Origin of the sequence: Streptomyces sp. NPDC046821 (assembly GCF_040645335.1) — a bacterium.
Lineage (GTDB): Bacteria > Actinomycetota > Actinomycetes > Streptomycetales > Streptomycetaceae > Streptomyces.
Map to the genome: position 1 here is coordinate 27,852 of NZ_JBEYYB010000015.1, position 19,535 is coordinate 47,386.

Here is a 19,535-nt window from a genome sequence, read left to right on the forward strand (position 1 = left end):
GCGCTGCCCCTCCTCCCGGGCACGCTGCCGGGCGAGGACGCGGGGGTCGGCGTGCGAACTCGACCGTGGCGAGGACACAGCCCTGAAGTTCCTACGATCCGAGGGCTTGATCCTCCTACCGCACTGGGTAGTCGATGACGAAGCCGCAGCGGCGGAGCGAAGGCCGACCGACTCGTCGGTCGGCCCAGGTGTCGGGGCGGGGCCGGTGAAGCGGTCGGTTCCGGCCCGGTGCCGGTCGTCTTCCTCTGGTCGGCGACACTGGTGAATGTGGAGGAACATATGGTCATGCCGGGATGTTTCCGCAGCTCCTCGATACCGTCTTGCCGTCTGTGCGCCATCGGGTGTGCGCAGGGGCGGTCTGAGGTTGCGCTTCGGGGAACCGGGCGGTGACTCGGCGCGAGGGCGGGCAGGAGGTTCCTCACCGGTCGGCGGGGCGGCGCCTCGGATCGCTGCTGAGTGTGCGTACCGTCGCCGGCCAGGTGTTTCTGCTGCAGATCGTGACGGTGCTGCTGCTGGTCGCCGCCGCGGTGGTGGCGCTGGTGCTGCAGGCCCGGCACGACACCACGCTGGACGCCCGCCAGCGGTCGCTCGCCGCCGCCGAGGCGTTCGCGCACTCCCCGGGGATGGTGCAGGCGCTGCGTAGCCCGAACCCGACCGCGGTGCTGCAGCCGCTCGCCGAGCAGGCCAGGAAGGGAGCCGGTGTCGACGCCATCGTCGTTTCCAACACGGCCGGGATCCGCTACACCCACCCCGACCCGAACCTGATCGGAAAACACGTCATCGGCCCCCGCGATCTCCTGGCCGACGTGATGCACGGCAAGACCGCCACCGCGACCTTCGCGGGAAGCCAGGGCCCTTCCGTCGTCTCCGTCGTCCCCGTCACCAAGGCCGACGGCTCCGTCGTCGGCATCGTGTCCGCCGGGGTCAAGGTCGAGACCGTGAACAGCGCCGTGATGCAGCACCTGCCGGTCGTGTTCGGCTCCGCCGCCGCCGCGCTGCTCCTCGCCACCGGCGGATCCGCGCTGGTGGGCCGGCGGCTGCGTCTGCAGACGCACGGCCTGGGTCCGGCTGAGATGACCCGTATGTACGAGCACCACACCGCGGTGCTGCACGCCGTGCGGGAGGGAGTGCTGATCGTCGGGGGTGACGGGCGGCTGGTGCTGGCCAACGACGAGGCGCGGCGCCTCCTCGACCTGCCGGCCGACGCGGAGCAGCGCCTGGTCGGCGAGCTGGGCCTGGGACCGGAGATGGCTGATCTGCTGGTCTCGGGGCGGGCGGCGACCGACGAGGTTCATCCGGCCGGGGAGCGACTCCTTGCGGTCAACGTCCGGACCACCGATCCGCACGGGGGCGGGCTGGGCGGCGTCGTCGCGACGCTCCGGGACACCACCGAGCTGCGGGCCCTGGCGGGCCGTGCCGAGGTGGCCCGGCAACGGCTGCGGCTGCTCTACGACGCCGGGGTTCGGATCGGCACCACGCTGGACGTGAAGCGCACCGCCGAAGAGCTGGCCGAGGTGGCGGTCCCCCGGTTCGCCGACTTCGTCACCGTGGAACTCCTCGACCCCGTCCTGCGCGGCGAGGAGCCAGCCGGGGCGCACACCGAGATGCGCCGCGCCGCCGTCCGCGGCATCCGGGACGACGCGCCCCTCTACCCCGTCGGGCAGCTCATCCGTTTCCACTCCGCCGACCACCCCATCGCCGCCGGCCGCCCGGTCCTCGAGCCCGACCTGGCCGCTTCCGAGAGCTGGTGCGCCCAGGATCCGGAACGCGCCCAGAGGGTTCTGGACTACGGCATCCACTCGCTGATCTCGGTGCCGCTGCAGGCCCGTGGCGTGGTGCTGGGGATGGCCGACTTCTGGCGCTCGGGCCACGAACCCTTCGAGCACGACGACCTGTCCGCCGCCGAGGAACTGGCCGCCCGGGCGGCGCTGGCCATCGACAACGCCCGCCGGTACACCCGCGAGCACACCATGGCCGTAACCCTCCAGCGCAGCCTGCTCCCCCGCACCCTGCCCGATCAGTCCGCCCTGGAGGCGGCCCACCGCTACCTGCCCGCCCGTGCCGGGGTGGGCGGCGACTGGTTCGACATCATCCCGCTGCCCGGCGCCCGGGTGGCCCTGGTCGTGGGGGACGTGGTCGGGCACGGCCTGCACGCCGCGGCCACCATGGGGCGGCTGCGTACCGCTGTGCACAACTTCTCCGCCCTGGACCTGGCCCCCGACGAGCTCCTGAGCCACCTGGACGAGCTGGTCACCCACCTCGACAGCGATCAGGCCGCCGACGGCGAGGACGAGCCGGCCGTCACCGGCGCTACTTGCCTGTACGCCGTCTACGACCCCGTCACCGGGCGGGCCGAAGCCGCCACCGCCGGCCATCTGGGCCCCGCCCTGGTGGCCCCCGACGGAACCGTCACCTTCCCTGAGGTGCCGATCTCCCCGCCGCTGGGGCTGGGCGCCGGCCTGCCGTTCGAGACCGCCGAGCTTCAGCTGTCCGCCGGCTCCCAGCTGGTGCTGTACACCGACGGGCTCGTCGAGGACCGGGACCGCGACCTCGATACCGGCCTGGACCTGCTGCGCAGCGCTCTGGCCGGCCACCCGGACCGCACGCCTGAGGAGACCTGCCAGGCCGTACTCGACGCCCTGCTGCCCGAGCGCCCCCGCGACGACGTCGCGCTGCTCGTCGCCCGCACCCGGCTGCTGGACCCCGAGCGGGTCGCCACCTGGGACGTGCCCGCCGACCCCGCGGCCGTCTCCACCGTCCGGGGCGAGGCCGCACGCCGACTGGAGAGCTGGGGCCTGGAGGAGATCGGATTCACCACCGAACTGATCATCAGCGAGCTGGTCACCAACGCCATCCGGTACGGCACCCAGCCCATCCGGCTCCGGCTGCTGCACGACCGCGACCACCTGATCTGCGAGGTCGCCGACGGCTCCAACACCTCCCCCCACCTGCGGCGGGCCAAGACCACCGACGAGGGCGGCCGCGGGCTGTTCCTGGTCGCCCAGTTCGCCCAGCGCTGGGGCACCCGCTACACCGCCCGCGGCAAAATCATCTGGACCGAACAAACCCTCGGCGCCACCGAACCCAGCGCCGACCTCACGGACGTCCTCCTCGATCAGTGGGACGAATGACGCAGCCGGCCGGCATGTCCGGGCGCGCACGTCGCAGACGCAGGAAGTCGTAGCGTTGACGTGCGTGCGGCGGGGAGCAGACGTGGGCCGTGCGGCTTACTGGTTCGGTTCCGCGGCAGGGGCGGGTCGGGTGGTGTTCAGCAGTGCACGGACCGCCGCCCGGACGTGGGCGTCGGTCGCGGCGGGGTCGGTGGGGCCGAGTTTTCCGTCGAGGTGGAGGAAGGCCAGGCCGTGGACCAGCGCCCACACGGCGGTCGACATCGCCTCACCGTCGGCTGCGGGGAACGTGTCGGCGACGATCGCATCGACGTAGTCCCGCATCGCGGCGGTGGCCGCGGCCCGTTCCGCGTCCGCGGGGTCGCAGGGTTCGGCAAACATCACGCGGAACAGGGCGGGTTGCTCGATCGCGAAGCGGACGTAGGCGGCGGCGACGGCGGCCAGGTCCTCGGGGGTCCGCGGGGCGGGGTGTGCGGCGGTGAGGCGTGTGGCGAGTTCGCGGTAGCCCTGCGCGGCGACGGCGGAGAGCAGCGCGTCGCGGTCGGCGAAGTGGCGGTAGGGAGCGGTCGCGGAGACGCCCGCCCGGCGGGCCACCGCGCGCAGAGACAGCGCGGCGCTGCCGTCCTGTTCCAGGAGGTCGTGCGCGGCGCGCAGGCAGGCGGTACGCAAGTCGCCGTGGTGGTAGGAGCCGGTCTGTTGTGCCATGCGTCACCCTCACTCATGTATGCACTGCTTACATCCTGGGCTAATGTGAGCAGCGCACACATTCTAGTCGAGGGAGCGGAGTCCCCGATGGCGGACGACCTGTTCACGCCGTTGCACCTGGGTTCGGGCGCGGTGCTGCCCAACCGGATCGCGAAGGCGGCCATGGAGGAGAACCTCGCCGGTGACGGCCAGCTGCCCGACCGGCGGCTGCTCGCGCTCTACCGCGGCTGGTCCGCGGGCGGCAGCGGCCTGCTGATCACCGGCAACGTCATGGTCCACGCCGAGGCGCTCACGGGGCCCGGCGGTGTGGTGCTCGATGCCGACTCGCCCCTAGAACCGTTCGCCGCTTGGGCCCGAGCGGCCAAGTCCGGCGGCGCCGCGGTGTGGATGCAGATCAACCACCCGGGCCGCCAGGTGCCCTCCGGACTGCCCGGTGTGGTCTGGGGCCCCACCGACCGCGGCGTCGAACTCGGCCGGCACAGCGGACGCTTCGGCCGCCCCACCGCCATGACACCCGACCAGATCACCACGACCGTGGAGCGTTTCGCCACTACCGCCCGCCGCGCCGCCGAGGCCGGCTTCGACGGCGTGGAGATCCACGCCGCCCACGGGTACCTCCTCTCGCAGTTCCTCTCCCCTCTGGTCAACACCCGCACCGACGCCTGGGGCGGCCCGCTCGAACACCGCGCCCGGATGCTGCTCGACGTTGTCCGCGCGGTACGTGCCGTTGTCCCGCCACACTTCGCCGTCGCGGTCAAGATCAATTCGGCCGACTTCCAGCACGGCGGCTTCGACATCGACGACGCCCGCCAGGTGATCGCCATGCTCGCCCCGCTCGGCGTCGACCTGGTCGAACTCTCCGGCGGCAGCTACGAGAGCCCCGCGATGACCGGCCGCCCGGCCGACGAGCGCACGCGCTCCCGCGAGGCCTACTTCCTCGACCTGGCCGCCGACCTCGTTCGTACGAGCCCGCTCCCGCTCATGCTCACCGGCGGCATCACCCGACGCGAAACCGCCGAACGGGCCCTCGCGGACGGCGTCGCCGTCATCGGCATGGGCACCGCCCTCGCCGTCACCCCCGACCTGCCCCGCCGCTGGGCCGCCCGCACCGAAGCGGACCACGCCCTGCGCCCGGTGGCCTGGACCGACAAGGCCCTCGCCTCCTCCGCGAGCATGGCCCTCGTCCGCCACCAACTGCGCCGCCTCGCGGACGGCCGCTCCCCAACTCCCCGCACGCGACCCGCCGTCGCCCTGCTCAGGGACCAGCTCCGGCAGCGCAAGGACTTGCGCCGCTACAGCAGCTGGCTGACCACGCGCCGGACCGCGGCCGGGTAGCCGCGTGCGGCGCGGCGGACGTGGTCGCTCCCCCGCGACCCCGACGATGGCGATCAGAGGCATCCGGGTGCCACCGGTCCACTGCTGTCCGAGACCCATGATGTACGGCCCGAGGAACGACCCGAACGAGGCGATGCAGTTGATGAGCGCCAGTGCTGCCGCGGTGGCCGTGGTGCTGCCGAGGTGTTCTTTCGCGATGACCCAGATGGCGGGGTTGGCGGCGCTGAACAACGCGGTGCCGACGGAGATCCCGATGAGCGTGAGCGCGAGGGAGGACCCGACGACAACGGCGAAGATGAGTCCCGCCGAGGCTCCGATCATCATCATGACGACGATGCGATGGGCCGCGCCGGTGCGGTCGACGACCGCGTTGACCCAGATGGTGCAGATGGCCGCCACGACGAAGGGCACCGCCGAGATCAACCCGACGACGGTCAGATCGTGGATACCGCTCGCCTCCACCATGGTGGGCATCCAGAACACCACCGAGTAGACGCCCAGGTAGGCGGCGGCCATGAGTCCGCCGAAGAGCCAGACCTTGCCGTCGGTGACCGCGGACCGCACCCGCGTCGACAGTTTGACCTGGGGGTCGTGCTTGGCCAACTCACCGACCGCGTCGGTGAGTTCACGGCGCTCCGGCTCGCTCAGCCAGGGGGCCTCGGCCGGGGTGTTGCGCATTAAGACGTAGAAGACGATGCCGAGCAGGATCGCCGGGATGCCCTGGCCGATGAACAGCCACTGCCAGCCGGCGAGGCCCGCGAACTGGTGGAGGTGGGTCATCATGAAGCCCGACAGGGGGCCGACGAGGATGTTGGCCAGGCAGGCGGCCACGACAAGGCTCGACAGGGATCTCGCCAGGCGCTTCTGTGGGAACCAGCGGGCGAGGAAGTAGACGATCCCGGGGTAGAACCCGGCTTCGGCCGCGCCCAGCGCGAGCCTCGCGAGGTAGAACTGCCCGGGGGTGTGGACGAGCGCCGTGAGACAGGTGATCGCGCCCCACGTCACCATGATGCGCGCGATCCAGGCGCGTGGGCCCACGCGCTCGAGGATGAGGTTGCTCGGTATCTCCAGCAGGCAGTACGAGATGAAGAAGATTCCGGCGCCCAGCCCGTACGCGGCGGCGGACAGGCCGATGCCCTCGCTCATCTGCAACTTGGCGAAGCCGACGTTCACGCGGTCGACCAGGGCCATGGAGTAGCAGACCGCCACCAGGAGCAGGACGCGCCACACCAGCTTCCGGTAGAGGGCCGGCGAGATGTCCGGCCGTCGGGTGCCGGCGTGGGGCGTGGGTGGGCGGGTCGTGTGCTCATCGGGTGTGTCGACACTCTTCATGCGCGTCTCCTGGTTCTTCCTGAAGTTGAGGAGGGTCCGCCGCACGGGAACCTCCTCGACCGGGTGCGAGGGTGATGAGGCGAAGCCGGTGGTCTTCAGAGGGATCCGACGGTGGTCTTCAGAGGGATCCGGCGGTGGTCTTCAGAGGGATCCGATGGTGGTCGGTCTTCAGAGGGTTCCGATGCCGCGGGCGCGCAGGGCGGGCAGTACCTGCTCGCCGAGCAGCTTGATTCCGCCGTGCTCGGTCAGACCGAAGGGCGTGTCGAACTCGATGCGGGTCGCTCCGGCCTCGTACACCTCGGTGGCGTGCTCGATGACGTCACCCGGTGTGCCGCAGAACGTGAATCTGTCGAGCAGGTCGTCGGGGATCAGGGCTCCGGCCTCGGCCATGCGGTGTTCGGCGACCCGCGCGCGCTCCGCAATCGGTGCGGGCGTCGTCGAATGCCTGCTGCCCCGACCTGATGCAACTCCACTGGTGGAACTACGAGATCGGCAACCACGTCGAGGTGGCAGGCATCCTGCAGGACCTCAAGAAGGCCGGCAAGATCCGGTATGTCGGCGTCACCAACTACAACACGGCGCGCCTGGCAGAACTGATCGACGCAGGCGTCGACGTGGTGTCCAACCAGGTCCAGTACTCAGCCACCGACCGACGGCCTCAAAACGGTCTGGCGCAGTACTGCCGGACCCACGACGTCAAGCTCCTCTGTTACGGGACGATCGCCGGCGGCCTCTTCAGCGACAAGTGGCGCGGCATTCCCGACCCGGGAAGCCCGGACTTCGAGAACGTCTCCCTCGACAAGTACTACCGGATCATCGAAGACTTCGGTGGCTGGGGCCTCTACCAGGAGCTCCTGGAGGCGATGAAGACGATCGCCGACCGCCACGGCGTCACGATCCCGGCCGTCGCCAGTCGATGGGTGCTCGACCAGGAGGCCGTCGCCGCCGTCATCCAGGGCGCCCGGCACGCACGCCACATCCAGGCCAACGTCGAACTGACCCAGCTCCGGCTGACGGACGAGGACCACGCACTCATCGCCTCCGTCCACGCCCGCTCGGCCGGACCGCTCGGCGACGCCTACGACCTGGACCGCGAGGAGAACCGGGACGCGCTGGAGGACGTCTCGACCGAGTACTTCGACGTCGAGAACGGCCGACTCGTCAAGCGCCGACGAGACGCCGTGATCGTGGCCGAGCCGTACGGTCACCACTTGCTGACTGGTTGATGCCGCGCGACTTCCCAATGCTCATCCGCGCGGCGTTGGCGGCGGCCAGTCCGGGGCGGGGTCCTCGGTGAGCAGGGGCCGGAGGGCGCCGAGGACCGCGCCGACGCAGACGTCGCGCAGCTGGGTGCGGGTGCAGGTCTCGTGGGTGAGCCAGTCGATGCAGAGGACCCGGACGAAGACCAGCCAGCTCTTCAGGACGCCGGACACCGCCTCGCGGTCACCCTCGTCCGTGAGCGGGAGCACGGCCAGCAGCCGCTCGCGGAGCGCGTCCAGTTCGTTCGTCATGATCGTCTGGATCACCGGGTCGCCCGCGAGGACCCGGTTCGCGGCGAGGACCGCGTTGCGGTTCGCCATGAAGTAGTCGAGGTGGACGTCCATGCCCTGGATGAGCTGTTCGACGAGAGAGTCGGCGGGGTCCAGCCGCGTCTCGGCGAGCAGTTGGTCCGCCGCCTGCTGGTAGACCGCGGCGAAGAGGGCGTGCTTGCTGGGGAAGTGACGGTAGAGCAGGGCCCTGGAGACACCGGCCTTTTCGGCGACATCCTCCATCAGCACATCCGCGTACGGGTGGGCGGCGAAGAGTCGTGCGCCGACGGCGAGGAGCTGGGCGCGACGGTCGGCAGGGGTGAGTCGCTGACGGGGAGACACGAACGAGAGTCTAGTTGACATGGGTCTACTAGCGCCTCCACTGTAGTAGACGTACGTCTACTTACGTCCGCCTGCTCGGCTCGGAGGGACTATGGCCAGGGCTCTGCGCCTACTCACGCATCTGATGGGCTGGGCCTGCGTTGCGATCGGCCTGTTCCATGTGGCGCTCGGTAACGCGGCGATTCCGGGCGCCGGTTCCGCCGGGGCGACGGTCGACAGCTGGGGCCGGTTCATGGGGGCCAGCTTTGTCGGCTACGGGCTGGCCTGGCTCTGGGCCGCGCGGCAGCGCCCGATTCCGGCTCAGGCGGTGCGGTGGCTGGCCGGCATCTTCCTGCTCGGCGGCATCGGCCGGCTGCTCTCGCTCGCCGTGCACGGCTGGCCGCAGTGGTTCCAGATCGCGCTGGCGGTGATCGAGCTCGGTCTGCCGTTGGTCTTCTTCTGGCTGGCCGACGCGGAGGAGAGGTTCTCCGTGGCGGCGTAAGAAGTGGTGTTCCGGAAAGCCGTGGTCCCGGAACTGCAGTCATGTCAGGGTGAGCTTGATCGTGACGTGACCAGGAAGGTGAACACCGTGAGTACATCTACGACTTGGCCGGTTCTGGACCAGGCCCACGAAGCGCTGCTCTCCGCCGTCAGAGGTGTGGGCTCTGCCGACTGGACGCGGCCCACCCCGTGCAGTGAGTGGAATGCCCTGCAGGTGCTGCAGCACGCGGCGGGCGACCAGCTCGGTTACGCCGCGTTCCTCGGCCAGGGCGAGGGCCCGGCCGAGGACCCGTTCGCACCCTCCGGAAAGCTGGACGGCGAGCCGCTGGCGGTGGCGGAGGCCGCGGTGCGGGTGAGCAGAGCCGCGTGGGCGACGGTGGCTCCGGGACAGGAGGATGTCCCCGTCCCGCTGCCGCCGAACAAGATGCCGGCCGCCCTCGGCGTGAGCGCCTGTGCCTTGGATGCCGCGGTGCACGCCTGGGACATCGCCGTCGCTACCGGTCAGGCGTCGCCGCTGACCCCGGAACTCGCGGCCGAACTGCTCGCTGCGGCACGGCAGTTCGTCGAGCCGCTGCGAGCGTTCGCCTTCGCGCCGGTGATTCCGGCTGAGCCGGGCGACGATGTGACGGCGGAGCTGCTGAGGTACTTGGGGCGGCGCCCTGACTGGACGGCGTGACGGTGCTCCGACCCGCGTGGCGCGCCTTGCGCGCCTTGCGCGCTGTCAACCGCTCCCGATGGCGAGCGGCCCCAAGAAAGGAATCTCGCTCATGGCCAGCGCCGATGCTCCTCTGGTTGCCGTCGAAGGGCGCCCTCGTGTCGAATACCGGCAGTTCCTGCTGGCGGACGAGGGCTCTCTGCCCGAGTTCCCCTCGTGGAAAGGCTCCGACCGCATCGTGGTCCAAGGGGATCGCGGGGCTCTGTTCCGTACGGCGGCCAATGACTTCCGCCCCGACGTCCGTCTCGAAGTCTGGCCTGTTGAGCCTTGTCGTGCTGACGGCTCCTGGGAGGCCGTAGAGGAGGCTGTCTTCAGCAGCCGGTCTGGGCAGGTTGAACTGCGGGAGTGGGATCACAGCCCCGCAGCGGACGTAGGCCCGGTGGACCTTGGAGCGTCTGGGAAGCACCGTCTCCGTGCCTATTGCCGCGGTCGCGCGGAAGCAGCGGCACGTTCCGTCGACGAGTGTTTCTTCGAGGGCGTCGAAGAGTGGCTGCTTCAGGTCTGGCCAGAAGCACAGCATGGCTGAAAGGTCGTCTCCTATGTTCAACTGCCGCACACGTCGTTACTAGCCCAAGATCAGTGGGAGGTGCACGGCGAGGTCGCCCAGCGCAGCCTTGTCCGCGTCGGTCGGCGTCTGCCGGCCGGCATCAGACCGCGACCCCGCTCCCCCATGCCCCGCCGTGCCAGGGCGGTTCGGCGGGTCAGGGGGTCGCCGGAGTGCAGAGGTAGAACTGCTCGGGCCGGTCGGGCACCCGTGCGCAGTTGGCCCGTACCCAGGCCGCGTTGGCGTGGCCGGTCTGGGTGGCGGGGCCGCCGAGCAGGACGTAGCGCAGTTGGCCCGTGGCCACCAGGTGACGTAGTCCGGCGGTGGTGGGGCTGGGGGCCGTGCCGGTGAAGCCGCCCATCGGGAGTACGTCGGCGCCCGCGTACAGGATGAACGGCGAGGCCGTGCGCCAGCTCGTGGTCGCGAAGAGGTACTTGGCTCCCATCCGGTGAGCCCCGGTGTACGTGAGCAGGCTGCGTTCCGCCGGGGCGAGGGAATCTGGTTCGCTGGCTCCCGCGGCTGTCAGATGCGGGCGAGTCGGATGGCCGGATTGAGACCGCGTACCGCTGCTCATGGCCTCGGTCGCGTGCCGCTGCGTGTGGTGTGGACGCACCGGTCCGGCCGCGCCCATGCCCGAGTGCCCGTACGTCGGGTCAAGGACCGACGCCGCCCAGACGGCGGACGGCAGCAGCATCGCGGCGAGCCCCACCCCGAGCCCCAGCACCGCCGTGCGCCGCCGTGCGCGGCCGGCGCTCCTGCGGGACAGGCCCAGCAGCGTCAGCGCCGCCGCGCCGAGGGCGACGGCCACCGGTGCCAGGAACGGCTCGAACGTCGGGTAGCGCGCCGCGCAGAGCGCCGACCAGGCCGCCGTGGACGCGACCGCCGTCGGCAGCGCCCACGCCCGCCGCCGGTCCCCCGAGCGCCAGGCCCGCCAGAACTGCACCGTTCCGGCGCCGAACAGGGCGGCGATCGGTACGGCCACGATGCCCATGTAGTAGATGTGCCCGCCGACGGCTCCCGCGCTGAACACCATGAAGAACGTCGCCAGCCACACGCCCCACAGCAGGAAGCCCGCCCGCAGCATGTCCGTGCGCGGCCTCCCGCGCCGCCAGAGCACTCCGCACACCGCCGACAGCGCTGCCGCCGGATACAGCCACCCGACCTGCGAGGACAGCGACTTGCCGAGCATCTTCGCCCACTCCCGGGCGGGCTGGGCCTTGCCGTCGTTCGGGGACGGCGTGGTTCCGGCCATGGCCGACGTGGGAACGCTGCCGGTCTGCTCGGGGGTGACGCCGAGCGAGGCGAAGCGGTTGAGGAAGTTGTAACCGACCACCTGGCTGATCGACGAGTTGTCCGTCGTGCCGTCCACGTACGGGCGGTCCTTGGCCGGCGTCATCGTCACCAGCAGCACCCAGGACAGCGATACGGCCACGCACATCGCGCCCGCCACCGCCAGGTGGCCGACACGGCGCCGCAGCGTCGTCGGGGCCGCCACCAGGTAGAGCACCCCGAGTGCGGGGAGCACCGCCCATGCCTCCAGCATCTTGGCCTGGAACGCCAGGCCCACCCACACTCCGGCCAGCACGAGCGGCCGCAGCCGGGCCTCGCGCGCCGCCCGCAGCGTGGCGTCGCCGGCCAGCAGCAGGAACAGCGTGAACGCCGGGTCCTCGACCTCCGTACGGAACAGCCCGGCGATCACCGGCGTGAGGGTGAACGCGCCCGCCGCGAGCAGCCCCGCGTTCACCCCGGCCCATCGCCGTACCGCGCGATAGAGCACCGCCACGCTCAGCACGCCCTCGATCACCTGTGGCAGCGTGATCGCCCACGGGTGGAAGCCGAAGATCCGCGCGGACAGCGCCTGCGGCCACATGAAGCCGGGCAGTTTGTCGATGGTGATCGAGTTGCCGGGGTCGAACGAGCCGAACAAGAACCCCTTCCAGCTCATGCTCATGCTCCGCACGGTCTCGGAGTAGAACGAGTGGTAGGGGGCGTTCTGGATGTCCCACGCGAACAGCACGGCCGCCAGGAGGAGGATGGCTGCCAGTGCGGGCCGGGCGTACGCCGGTTGCCCGCCTCTGGGCCTCCGCCATCGCTCCGGGTCGAGCATCACCGTTCGCAAACGGGCGCGGTCCCCTGGCGGGGCGGGCATTGTGGGCACGTCGGTGCTGGCCATGCGAGACAGATCCTTCCGGCTTGCTTCGACATGCAAGATGGCCGCAAAGCCGGGCGGGATCCCTCTGAACGGACTGTTCGGGTCAAGGTCGCCAACTGCTTGCGTGGCATTCACCGGGTGGTCAGGGCCGGCTCCGGATGACGACGGGTGCCCGCGCTTACGTAGACGCGGGTACGGGGCAGCGGTCCTCGTCAGCGAATGTCATGGTCAGGGTGCGTCTCGTCGTATGCGTGCCGCGCCTCGGCGATGACCGCGCGGTGAGCGAGTGACCAGTCGGCGAGTGCCTTGACCAGGTGGGTCAGGCCGGCTCCGGTCTCGGTCAGGCGGTAGTCGACCTGGGCCGGGACGGTCGGGTACACGGTGCGCAGTACGAGGCCGTCGCGTTCGAGCCGGCGGACGGTGAGCGTGAGCATCCGCTGGGAGATGCCGTCGACGGCCCGCTGTAGTTCGCGGAACCGGCGGGGCCCGCCCGCGAGCTCGACGATCACGAGCACCGACCATTTGTCGCCGATGCGGTCCAGGACGTCGCGGATGCCGCAGTCGGGATGGTCCTCGCGGCCGCAGGGGTCGAGCTCGGCTGGGGCGGTTACCCCGGTGTGCGTGACTGACATCAAAGTGCCTTCTTGTGGCCGGTGAGCGTGCGATCGAGGATCAAGCGTAGTTACTGAAGAGAACCACGACGAAAGACTGCGATTGACATGATCTTGGTGACGGGAGCAAACGGGAACCTCGGCGCGGCCACTCTCGCGGCGCTACGTGCCGGCGGAGCCACCGCCACGGGCGGCAGCCGCACGCCGGGCGAGGGGACACGGCACCTCGACTTCGACGACCACGCGAGCCTCGACCTCGCCGGGGTGTCGACCCTGGTGCTGATCTCCGCCGGTTACGCCGAGGACGACGTGGTCGTCAGGCGGCACAAGGCGGTTCTGGACGCGGCCGAGCGCGACGGCGTGAGCCATGTCGTCTACACGAGCCTGACCACGGCCGGTGACCATCTCGGCTTCGCGCTGGCGCACCGCGCGACCGAGCGTCTGGTGCGGGCGAGCGGACTGCCGTGGACGATCCTGCGTAACGGCCTGTACGCCGAACTCTTCGGCGGCCTGCTGATGTGGGCCGGCGATGGTGTGGAGTCAGCTTTCGGGGAGGGCGCTCTGGCGGCGGTCGCGCGGGAGGATCTCGCAGACGCCGCGGCGGCCGTCGCGGCCGACCCGGACCGACACCGCGGGCGGGTGTACGACCTGGTCGGTACGCCGATCACGGCGGGGCAGGTGGCCGACGTTCTCGGCGTTCCGCACCGCACCATCGGCCTGGGCGAGTACCGCCGCAGGCTGCTCGACGAGACGCCGGGACTCCTGCCGTTCCAGCCGCCCATGCTCACGTCGATCGCCACCGGCGTCCGACACGGTTTCCTGGACGGCACCACTCCCGACCTGACGGATCTCCTCGGCCGCCCGGCCCGCGATCCCCTGGCTACGGCTGTGACTGCCGCCTCCGCCTCACAGCGTTGAGGTAACGCGGGCCGTCACAGCGCACCCGTCAGAAGTCGCTCCAGGTCGGCCCGGCCCACCGGGCGCGGGTTGGAGTACGGGTTTGCCAGGACTGTCTCCACGATCGGGGGCAAGTCGCTCTCCGTCACGCCGAGTTGTGACAGTCGGCGGGGTGCGCCCACGGTGTCGGCAAGGGACGCGAGCGCGGCTGCCGGGTCGCCTGTGTTCAGGGCGCGGGACAGCGCCGCCTTCGCCTGTGGTGCGGCCGGCAGGTTGAAGGCGGCCACGTGCGGCAGCACGATGGCGTGGGTCTGGGCGTGGGGCAGGTCCAAGGTGCCGCCCAGGGCGTGGCAGAGCTTGTGGTGCAGGCCCATCGTGGTGGCCCCCAGGCAGGCCCCGCACAGCCAGGCGCCCTGGAGCGCGGCGGCGCGGGCTTCCCGGTCCCGGGGGTCGGTGACGAAAGTGGGCAGCGCGGCCGCCAGGTCGCGCACGCCCTGCTCGGCCATCGCCGCGACGACGGGTGATCCGTCCGGTGCGTAGAGCGCCTCGACGGCGTGCGCGAGGGCGTTCAGTCCGCTGGTGGCCGAGATCGCCGGCGGGAGCGTGAGGGTGAGATCGGGGTCGTAGACGACGCTGCGCGGCAGCACCGCCGGGTCGCGGCCGGTCCGCTTCTGCGCGTTCTCGGTCAGCCCCCAGATCGGCGTCATCTCCGAGCCCGCGTACGTCGTGGGGACCGCGATCACGGGAGCCCCGAACTTCAGTGCCAGGGCCTTGCCGAGGCCGATCGTGGAGCCGCCGCCGACGGCGAGATAGCCGTCCACGCCGAGCCGTTCGGCCTCGACGGCAGCGGCGGCCACCGTCTCAACCGGCACATGCATCCGGGCCTGCGCGAAGGTGCCCGCCGCCCGCTCCCCCACGAGCTCGGCCACCTGCCCGGCGAGGTCCTGCTGCCCGGGCGTGCACAGGACCAGCACCCGGCGCAGGCCGAGGCGGTCGATCTCCTCGGACAGCCTGTTGAGGCTGCCGTTGCCGAAGACGACACGCATCGGCAGGGCGTCGTACACGAAGGAGGCGGGGAGGGACACGGGGACGGCTCCGTTCACTTGGTGGGGTTCTCCGGGCTGAGCCGGATGTCGAAGTGGGCGTGGTGGAACGGGACTTCGACGCCGTGGCGCGCGGCGAGCGCGGCGTCGGTGGACGGTGCGAAGTCGGCCACCAGGCTCTCCTTGACGGCGAAGACGGCGTCGCTGTCCAGGTAGGGGCTGTCCGCGACGAACATGTGCGTGACCACCTCTTCGTGCCCGGGGGCCGAGGCCAGCACGTGGACGTGGGCCGGGCGGAACGGATGGCGGCGCGTCGCGGTCAGCAGCGCGCCGACCGGTCCGTCGGTGGGGATCGGGTAGTGGCTGGGCACCACGGTGCGGAACGAGAACCGGCCCGCGTCGTCCGCCCGGAACAGGCCGCGACCGTTGCCGGCCGGCTGTATGTCGGGCTGCTGGACGTCGTAGAAGCCGTTCTCGTCGCACTGCCATACGTCGACGGCCGCGCCGGGCAGTGGGGCGCCGTCGGTGCCGCGCACTGTGCCGGTGACGACGCAGGGGGTTCCGGTGCCGACCAGGTCGATCGAGTCACCGAGCTCGCGCGCGGGCGACTCGGTCATGTGGAACGGGCCGAGGACCGTGCTCTCGGTGCACTCGGCTCCCCCGTTGATCGTCTCCACCAGCATGGAGACTCCGAGGACGTCGGAGAGCAGCACGAACTCCTGCCGAGTGTCGTCGCACTTCTGCCCGACGGCGGTGAGGAAGCCGATCGCCCGCTCCCACTCCTCCTGGGTCAGCGCGAGTTCTCGGACGGCGTCGTGCAGGTGCCGTGTGACGGTGCCCAGGATCTCCTTCAGCCGGGGATCCGGGGTGTCGGCGAAGCTGTCGACCACGGCCCGGGTGGCGGTGCCGGCGTTGATATCCGTCATTCTCAACTCCACTGCTCGCAGAACCAGTCCGCAACGACGGCGTTGCGTTCCTCGGCGTGGTTGATGATCACGTGCTCGCCATCGTCCCAGACTCGCAGGCTCGCGCGGCCGGGATCGGCGGCGTCGAGGAAAGGCTGCTGGTCCGCCAGGGAGACGATCGGGTCTGCGCCACCGTGCAGGACCAGCAGCGATGCCTCGATCCGCTCATCCGGCCGCAGGGCGAGCCGGTCGAAGTTGCGCCGCACCGCGTCCGGGTCGTCCGAGCCGAGCATCGCGGCGGCCTGCTCGTCGAAGGTCCTCATGCCGAGCAGCCGCGGCCGCGCGGGGGCGCCGTTGATGCACACCGCCGTCACGCGCGGGTCCGAGGCGGCGGTGGTCCCCGCGTAGAGACCGCCCAGACTGTTGCCCCACAGCCCGACCGGACCGGCGAGGTCCGGTTGTGCCAGCACGTGGTCGACGAACGCGGAGTAGGCACCGCGGACGTACCCGTCGAGCATGAGCCCGCTCTCCATCCGCGGCTCGCCCTGCCCGGGGCCCTCCACCAGGAAGGCGGCCAGGCCACGGGCGGTCAGCGCGTCGGCCATCCGCAGGTACGCCGCGCCCCACCCGCTCTGGCCACCGAAGACGATCACAGTGCCCCGGACGGGTCCTGTCGGGCGGAGGAGCCAGCCCACCAAGTGGCCGTCCCCATAAGGAAGTTGTACGCGCTCCCAGCCCGCCAGAGCGCCGGCGCGGGCGACCGTGGCGCTGAACCGGGCGTACAGCTCGCGCTTGCGCCCGGTGTCGAAGTTGAACGCCATCTGCGCGAAGAGCAGGTCGGCGGCGGCCGCGCGCAGCGCCTCGACCGCGGTGACCCGGTGTCCGCGCTCCTCGGCCTGAGCGGCGCGGGCGAGTTGGGCGTCGGCGAGGGTCTCGCAGGCGTCATCCCAACGTGCCCCACCGGCCGTGTGCGCCTGAAGGGCGGTCACGTCACTGGGTACCACTCCGCAGTCGAGGAGCCGCGACGGGCCCATCGCCCGCCACAGCACGTCGGCGGGTGCGATCGCGGAGTCGGCCGGGGCGGTCATGCCAGGGCTCCGGCGGACGTCGGAGCGGACGTCGGAACCGTCGACCAGGCGAGCTGCGCCCTGAGTTCGTCGACCACGGCAGGGAGTTCCGTGAGTTGTCCGGCCCAGAACAGGTGGTAGTCGGGGCGGCTGATGAATGCCTGCACGTCGTTGGTCTCCCAGAATTCTGCGTACGTACCGTCGACGTCCTCGACGGAGTCGTGTGCGCCCGAGGCCAAGGTGGCCGTGGTGGCGCCGAGGTCGGCCAGGAAGGCCAGTCGGTCGGTGTCCAGGACGGAGCGCACGTCCAGGCTGCCGACCAGCGCGAAGCCGCGGCCCACCACGTCGTCGAACAGCCCTTCAACACCGCTCTTGCGCACCACACCCTGCGGGGCGAGCGTGCCGGCCAGGGGCGCCACGCGGCCGTCGGCACCACAGTGGACCACGCCTGCCACGATCGTCGGGAACGCGGGCGGGGGCGGAACGTTCCCAGTCCGAAAGGCCTCGTCCCGGGTGGCCGCCTCCACGGGGTCGTGGGTGTTGGCGACCCTGCCGAGCGCCGTGGAGATCTCGGTGATCGCGGTGGCGTGCGGGCGACGTTCCGCCTCGTAGGTGTCGAGCAGGCGGTCGTCCGCCTTGCCGCTGAGCACCAGGTCGAGCTTCCAGCCGAGGGTGATGCCGTCCCGCATCCCGGAGCAGGCGCCCTGCCCGATGTACGGCGGTGTGGTGTGGGCCGCGTCCCCGACGAGGAACGCCCGGCCCTTGCGCCACTGTTCGGCGATGCGGCCCTGGAAGGTGTACACCACCTGGCGCAGGATCTTCACGTCCTCGGGGCCCAGGCCGTGCGTCTCGTCGAACCACTTCCAGGCGAAGTCCTCCGCCTCGTACGAAGCCAGGTCCTCCCCTTTGAGCACGGCGAGTTCGAACCGCTGCCTGCTGCGGCCTATCGGCATATACATGTGGCCACGCTGCGGATCGCAGAACTGGGTCACCTTCATGAACTGCTCGGGCAGCTCGCGCAGTCGCTCGGTGTCGATGTTGAGCCAGCGGTCGTCCACGCCGTTGTCGCTGCGCTCGATGCCGAGGGTCGCCCGGACGAAGCTGCCGGCGCCGTCCGCACCGACCAGGTACTTCGCGGTGACCGTGCGCTCCTCGTCGGCGTGGGACCACTGCCCGGTGCGGTCCTTGGACCACGGGCGGGCGGTGACCTGCACACCCTCCTCGTCCTGACCGACGCTGACGACGGCCCAGCCCTGGTTCACCTCGACGTTGCCCGTCGCCCGCACGTGCTGGTCCACGGCGTCCTCGACGTCGGGCTGGAACATGGAGATGTGCGCGGGGTGGCCGCTGGAGGTGCCCCGCCAGTCCAGCTCGACGAGCAGCTCGCCGTCGCCGTTGAAGTAGCGGTAGTCCGGGATCGGGTACGCGTCCCGCAGCGCGTGCTCGATGTCGCCGGCGCCCTGGATGATCCGCGCCGTCTCGCCGTCGATGTGCGTCAGCCGCGGCAGGCCGTACAGGCCGGGCCAGCGCTCGAACACAACAACCTTGTGGCCGGCCTTGCCCAACGTGGCGGCGAGGATCAGGCCGGCGGGGCCGTACCCGACGATCGCGACGTCGTAGTCGTGGTTCATGTGTGTCTCCCATGGGACCGGAGCACCTCGGCTCGGTGATGGCGATGACGCTAGGTACGACGGAGCACTTCGCCGATCCGCTTCGCGACGCCGGGATCCGTCGCGCGACAGAGCTGTGCCTGCGGTCACAACGCGTTGAGCGTGGCCGACGGCAGCTCGCCGTACCGCTGACGGTAGGCCGCCGCGAAGCGGGGTACGTGCGTGAAGCCCCAGCGCAGGGCGACGTCCGCCACGGTGACCGCACCGGGCCGCGCGTTCCGCAGGTCGTCGTGGGCCCGGGCCAGGCGAACCTGGAGCACGTACTCGCGGGGAGCGACGCCGGCGTATGCGCGGAACTGGCGTTGCAGTGAGCGCGGGCTCATGCCGGCGGCGAGGGCGAGCCGCTCCACCGAGAGGTCCGCCTCGGGCGCCTCCTCTACGAGGTCCATCGCGCGCCGCAGCCCGCCCGGGCGCGGAGCCGCGCGCTGCCGCGTGAGCTGCTCGGTGTAGTTGTGCGGCTGGCCGAGCAGCAGCCCCGTCATCAGGAACGACGTCCACGGGGTCTCCCCCGCCGGCTGCGCGGCGAGCCCGTCGAGGGTCTCGAGGTCGTCGACGAGGAGGCGGACCGCGCGCGCCCATGTGGCCGCCGACGGGTTCCGCAGGTCCATCGCCGGGTGGAACCTGATCGGAGCCACCACGGGCCGGCCCAGCAACTCCTCGAGGTGGCGCTCCAGGGCGTAGCGCTCCATCCGCACGTGCAGCTGGCGGTAGGAGTCGCTGAGCCGCATCGTCGCCCGCATCTGCGGGGAGATGATCCCGGCGGTCTGCGCGTCCACGATGATCTCCTGGCCGCCGCAGGTGATCCGGTTGTGGCCCTCCCAGGCCAGGTTCACGTCGTAGTAGTCCACCTGCTCGGTGAGGGTGACGTCGAGCTCGGTGCCACTGTGCGAGCCGTAGACCAGCGACAGCGCGCCCAGCGAGGCGACGGCTACATTGCCGCGCAGGTAGGCACCCTCGTGCCCGGTGGGCCTGAGCCGGTGGGGGGTCAGGAAACGGGCCACCGTGGCACGGAACTCGTCGAGTTCGGCCGACTCGAGCACGTCGTACCGCTGCAGCACGTCCTCACCGGTCATACGGCGA

Annotated in this window: 17 protein-coding genes and 1 pseudogene; 7 read left to right on the plus strand and 11 right to left on the minus strand. The window is 71.0% G+C overall.

Annotation, left to right across the window (positions count from 1 at the left end; translation table 11 throughout):
* The first annotated feature begins 458 nt into the window (after nucleotides 1–458).
* Nucleotides 459–3,131 (plus strand): SpoIIE family protein phosphatase, encoded by a 2,673-nt coding sequence (locus ABZ893_RS28765; protein ID WP_361409190.1) that lies wholly within the window; start codon nucleotides 459–461, stop codon nucleotides 3,129–3,131.
* Nucleotides 3,132–3,227: 96 nt separating this feature from the next.
* On the opposite strand, the gene ABZ893_RS28770 is transcribed toward ABZ893_RS28765, so the two are convergent.
* The gene (locus ABZ893_RS28770; protein ID WP_361409193.1) at nucleotides 3,228–3,833 is read right to left on the minus strand and encodes a TetR/AcrR family transcriptional regulator; all 606 of its coding nucleotides are present in this window, start codon (nucleotides 3,831–3,833) and stop codon (nucleotides 3,228–3,230) included.
* A gap of 87 nt (nucleotides 3,834–3,920) precedes the next feature.
* On the opposite strand from ABZ893_RS28770, the gene ABZ893_RS28775 reads away from it, so the two are divergent.
* Nucleotides 3,921–5,168 (plus strand): 2,4-dienoyl-CoA reductase, encoded by a 1,248-nt coding sequence (locus tag ABZ893_RS28775; protein WP_361409195.1) that lies wholly within the window; start codon nucleotides 3,921–3,923, stop codon nucleotides 5,166–5,168.
* A gap of 165 nt (nucleotides 5,169–5,333) precedes the next feature.
* Here the strand turns inward: ABZ893_RS28775 and ABZ893_RS28780 are convergent.
* Together ABZ893_RS28780 and ABZ893_RS28785 are read right to left on the minus strand one after the other, a co-directional pair.
* Nucleotides 5,334–6,500, minus strand: a pseudogene (locus ABZ893_RS28780) (MFS transporter); the annotation flags it as partial.
* Between the two features lie 168 nt (nucleotides 6,501–6,668).
* Nucleotides 6,669–6,890, minus strand: a complete 222-nt coding sequence (locus ABZ893_RS28785) for a hypothetical protein (RefSeq protein WP_361409197.1) — start codon at nucleotides 6,888–6,890, stop codon at nucleotides 6,669–6,671.
* Nucleotides 6,891–6,961: 71 nt separating this feature from the next.
* Here ABZ893_RS28785 and ABZ893_RS28790 point away from each other — a divergent pair, with 71 nt between their 5' ends.
* The gene (locus ABZ893_RS28790) at nucleotides 6,962–7,726 is read left to right on the plus strand and encodes an aldo/keto reductase (protein ID WP_361409200.1); all 765 of its coding nucleotides are present in this window, start codon (nucleotides 6,962–6,964) and stop codon (nucleotides 7,724–7,726) included.
* 21 nt (nucleotides 7,727–7,747) lie between these two features.
* Here ABZ893_RS28790 and ABZ893_RS28795 read toward each other — a convergent pair whose 3' ends face one another.
* Entirely contained in the window at nucleotides 7,748–8,371 is a 624-nt protein-coding gene (locus tag ABZ893_RS28795) for a TetR/AcrR family transcriptional regulator (RefSeq protein ID WP_361409203.1), read from the minus strand.
* A 91-nt stretch (nucleotides 8,372–8,462) separates the two neighbouring features.
* Between ABZ893_RS28795 and ABZ893_RS28800 the strand changes: the two genes are divergently transcribed.
* From ABZ893_RS28800 to ABZ893_RS28810, 3 genes are all read left to right on the plus strand, one after another.
* A complete protein-coding gene (locus tag ABZ893_RS28800; RefSeq protein WP_361409206.1) occupies nucleotides 8,463–8,852 on the plus strand; it encodes a DUF4345 domain-containing protein in 390 nt (129 codons plus the stop codon).
* Between the two features lie 87 nt (nucleotides 8,853–8,939).
* A complete protein-coding gene (locus ABZ893_RS28805; RefSeq protein WP_361409209.1) occupies nucleotides 8,940–9,527 on the plus strand; it encodes a TIGR03086 family metal-binding protein in 588 nt (195 codons plus the stop codon).
* 91 nt (nucleotides 9,528–9,618) lie between these two features.
* Nucleotides 9,619–10,092: a hypothetical protein gene (locus tag ABZ893_RS28810; protein ID WP_361409212.1), complete on the plus strand. Its 474-nt coding sequence runs from the start codon at nucleotides 9,619–9,621 to the stop codon at nucleotides 10,090–10,092.
* Between the two features lie 175 nt (nucleotides 10,093–10,267).
* Here ABZ893_RS28810 and ABZ893_RS28815 read toward each other — a convergent pair whose 3' ends face one another.
* Nucleotides 10,268–12,283 carry a glycosyltransferase family 39 protein gene (locus tag ABZ893_RS28815; protein WP_361409215.1) on the minus strand — a complete coding sequence of 672 codons (2,016 nt, stop codon included), beginning with the start codon at nucleotides 12,281–12,283 and terminating at the stop codon, nucleotides 10,268–10,270.
* A gap of 191 nt (nucleotides 12,284–12,474) precedes the next feature.
* Nucleotides 12,475–12,894: a helix-turn-helix domain-containing protein gene (locus ABZ893_RS28820; RefSeq protein WP_361409218.1), complete on the minus strand. Its 420-nt coding sequence runs from the start codon at nucleotides 12,892–12,894 to the stop codon at nucleotides 12,475–12,477.
* Nucleotides 12,895–12,981: 87 nt separating this feature from the next.
* Between ABZ893_RS28820 and ABZ893_RS28825 the strand changes: the two genes are divergently transcribed.
* Nucleotides 12,982–13,791, plus strand: a complete 810-nt coding sequence (locus ABZ893_RS28825; RefSeq protein WP_361409221.1) for an NAD(P)H-binding protein — start codon at nucleotides 12,982–12,984, stop codon at nucleotides 13,789–13,791.
* A gap of 14 nt (nucleotides 13,792–13,805) precedes the next feature.
* Here ABZ893_RS28825 and ABZ893_RS28830 read toward each other — a convergent pair whose 3' ends face one another.
* The 5 genes from ABZ893_RS28830 to ABZ893_RS28850 all read right to left on the minus strand — a co-directional run bounded on the left by ABZ893_RS28830 (nucleotide 13,806) and on the right by ABZ893_RS28850 (nucleotide 19,528).
* A complete protein-coding gene (locus ABZ893_RS28830; protein ID WP_361409704.1) occupies nucleotides 13,806–14,816 on the minus strand; it encodes a maleylacetate reductase in 1,011 nt (336 codons plus the stop codon).
* A gap of 53 nt (nucleotides 14,817–14,869) precedes the next feature.
* Nucleotides 14,870–15,739: a dioxygenase gene (locus tag ABZ893_RS28835; protein ID WP_361409224.1), complete on the minus strand. Its 870-nt coding sequence runs from the start codon at nucleotides 15,737–15,739 to the stop codon at nucleotides 14,870–14,872.
* A 2-nt stretch (nucleotides 15,740–15,741) separates the two neighbouring features.
* The gene (locus tag ABZ893_RS28840; protein ID WP_361409227.1) at nucleotides 15,742–16,806 is read right to left on the minus strand and encodes an alpha/beta hydrolase; all 1,065 of its coding nucleotides are present in this window, start codon (nucleotides 16,804–16,806) and stop codon (nucleotides 15,742–15,744) included.
* Nucleotides 16,803–18,416: a bifunctional 3-(3-hydroxy-phenyl)propionate/3-hydroxycinnamic acid hydroxylase gene (locus ABZ893_RS28845; RefSeq protein WP_361409230.1), complete on the minus strand. Its 1,614-nt coding sequence runs from the start codon at nucleotides 18,414–18,416 to the stop codon at nucleotides 16,803–16,805. The genes ABZ893_RS28840 and ABZ893_RS28845 overlap by 4 nt, the downstream gene beginning before the upstream one ends.
* A 125-nt stretch (nucleotides 18,417–18,541) precedes the next feature.
* The gene (locus ABZ893_RS28850) at nucleotides 18,542–19,528 is read right to left on the minus strand and encodes an AraC family transcriptional regulator (protein WP_361409232.1); all 987 of its coding nucleotides are present in this window, start codon (nucleotides 19,526–19,528) and stop codon (nucleotides 18,542–18,544) included.
* Between the last annotated feature and the right edge of the window lie 7 nt (nucleotides 19,529–19,535).

Bases quoted from the DNA above. Each gene is read 5' to 3' on its own strand.
- ABZ893_RS28770 (WP_361409193.1), bottom strand. From the start codon at position 3,833: ATGGCACAACAGACCGGCTCCTACCACCACGGCGACTTGCGTACCGCC.
- ABZ893_RS28775 (WP_361409195.1), top strand. From the start codon at position 3,921: ATGGCGGACGACCTGTTCACGCCGTTGCACCTGGGTTCGGGCGCGGTG.
- ABZ893_RS28785 (WP_361409197.1), bottom strand. From the start codon at position 6,890: ATGGCCGAGGCCGGAGCCCTGATCCCCGACGACCTGCTCGACAGATTC.
- ABZ893_RS28790 (WP_361409200.1), top strand. From the start codon at position 6,962: ATGCAACTCCACTGGTGGAACTACGAGATCGGCAACCACGTCGAGGTG.
- ABZ893_RS28800 (WP_361409206.1), top strand. From the start codon at position 8,463: ATGGCCAGGGCTCTGCGCCTACTCACGCATCTGATGGGCTGGGCCTGC.
- ABZ893_RS28810 (WP_361409212.1), top strand. From the start codon at position 9,619: ATGGCCAGCGCCGATGCTCCTCTGGTTGCCGTCGAAGGGCGCCCTCGT.
- ABZ893_RS28815 (WP_361409215.1), bottom strand. From the start codon at position 12,283: ATGGCCAGCACCGACGTGCCCACAATGCCCGCCCCGCCAGGGGACCGC.
- ABZ893_RS28820 (WP_361409218.1), bottom strand. From the start codon at position 12,894: ATGTCAGTCACGCACACCGGGGTAACCGCCCCAGCCGAGCTCGACCCC.
- ABZ893_RS28825 (WP_361409221.1), top strand. From the start codon at position 12,982: ATGATCTTGGTGACGGGAGCAAACGGGAACCTCGGCGCGGCCACTCTC.
- ABZ893_RS28830 (WP_361409704.1), bottom strand. From the start codon at position 14,816: ATGCGTGTCGTCTTCGGCAACGGCAGCCTCAACAGGCTGTCCGAGGAG.
- ABZ893_RS28835 (WP_361409224.1), bottom strand. From the start codon at position 15,739: ATGACGGATATCAACGCCGGCACCGCCACCCGGGCCGTGGTCGACAGC.
- ABZ893_RS28840 (WP_361409227.1), bottom strand. From the start codon at position 16,806: ATGACCGCCCCGGCCGACTCCGCGATCGCACCCGCCGACGTGCTGTGG.
- ABZ893_RS28845 (WP_361409230.1), bottom strand. From the start codon at position 18,416: ATGAACCACGACTACGACGTCGCGATCGTCGGGTACGGCCCCGCCGGC.
- ABZ893_RS28850 (WP_361409232.1), bottom strand. From the start codon at position 19,528: ATGACCGGTGAGGACGTGCTGCAGCGGTACGACGTGCTCGAGTCGGCC.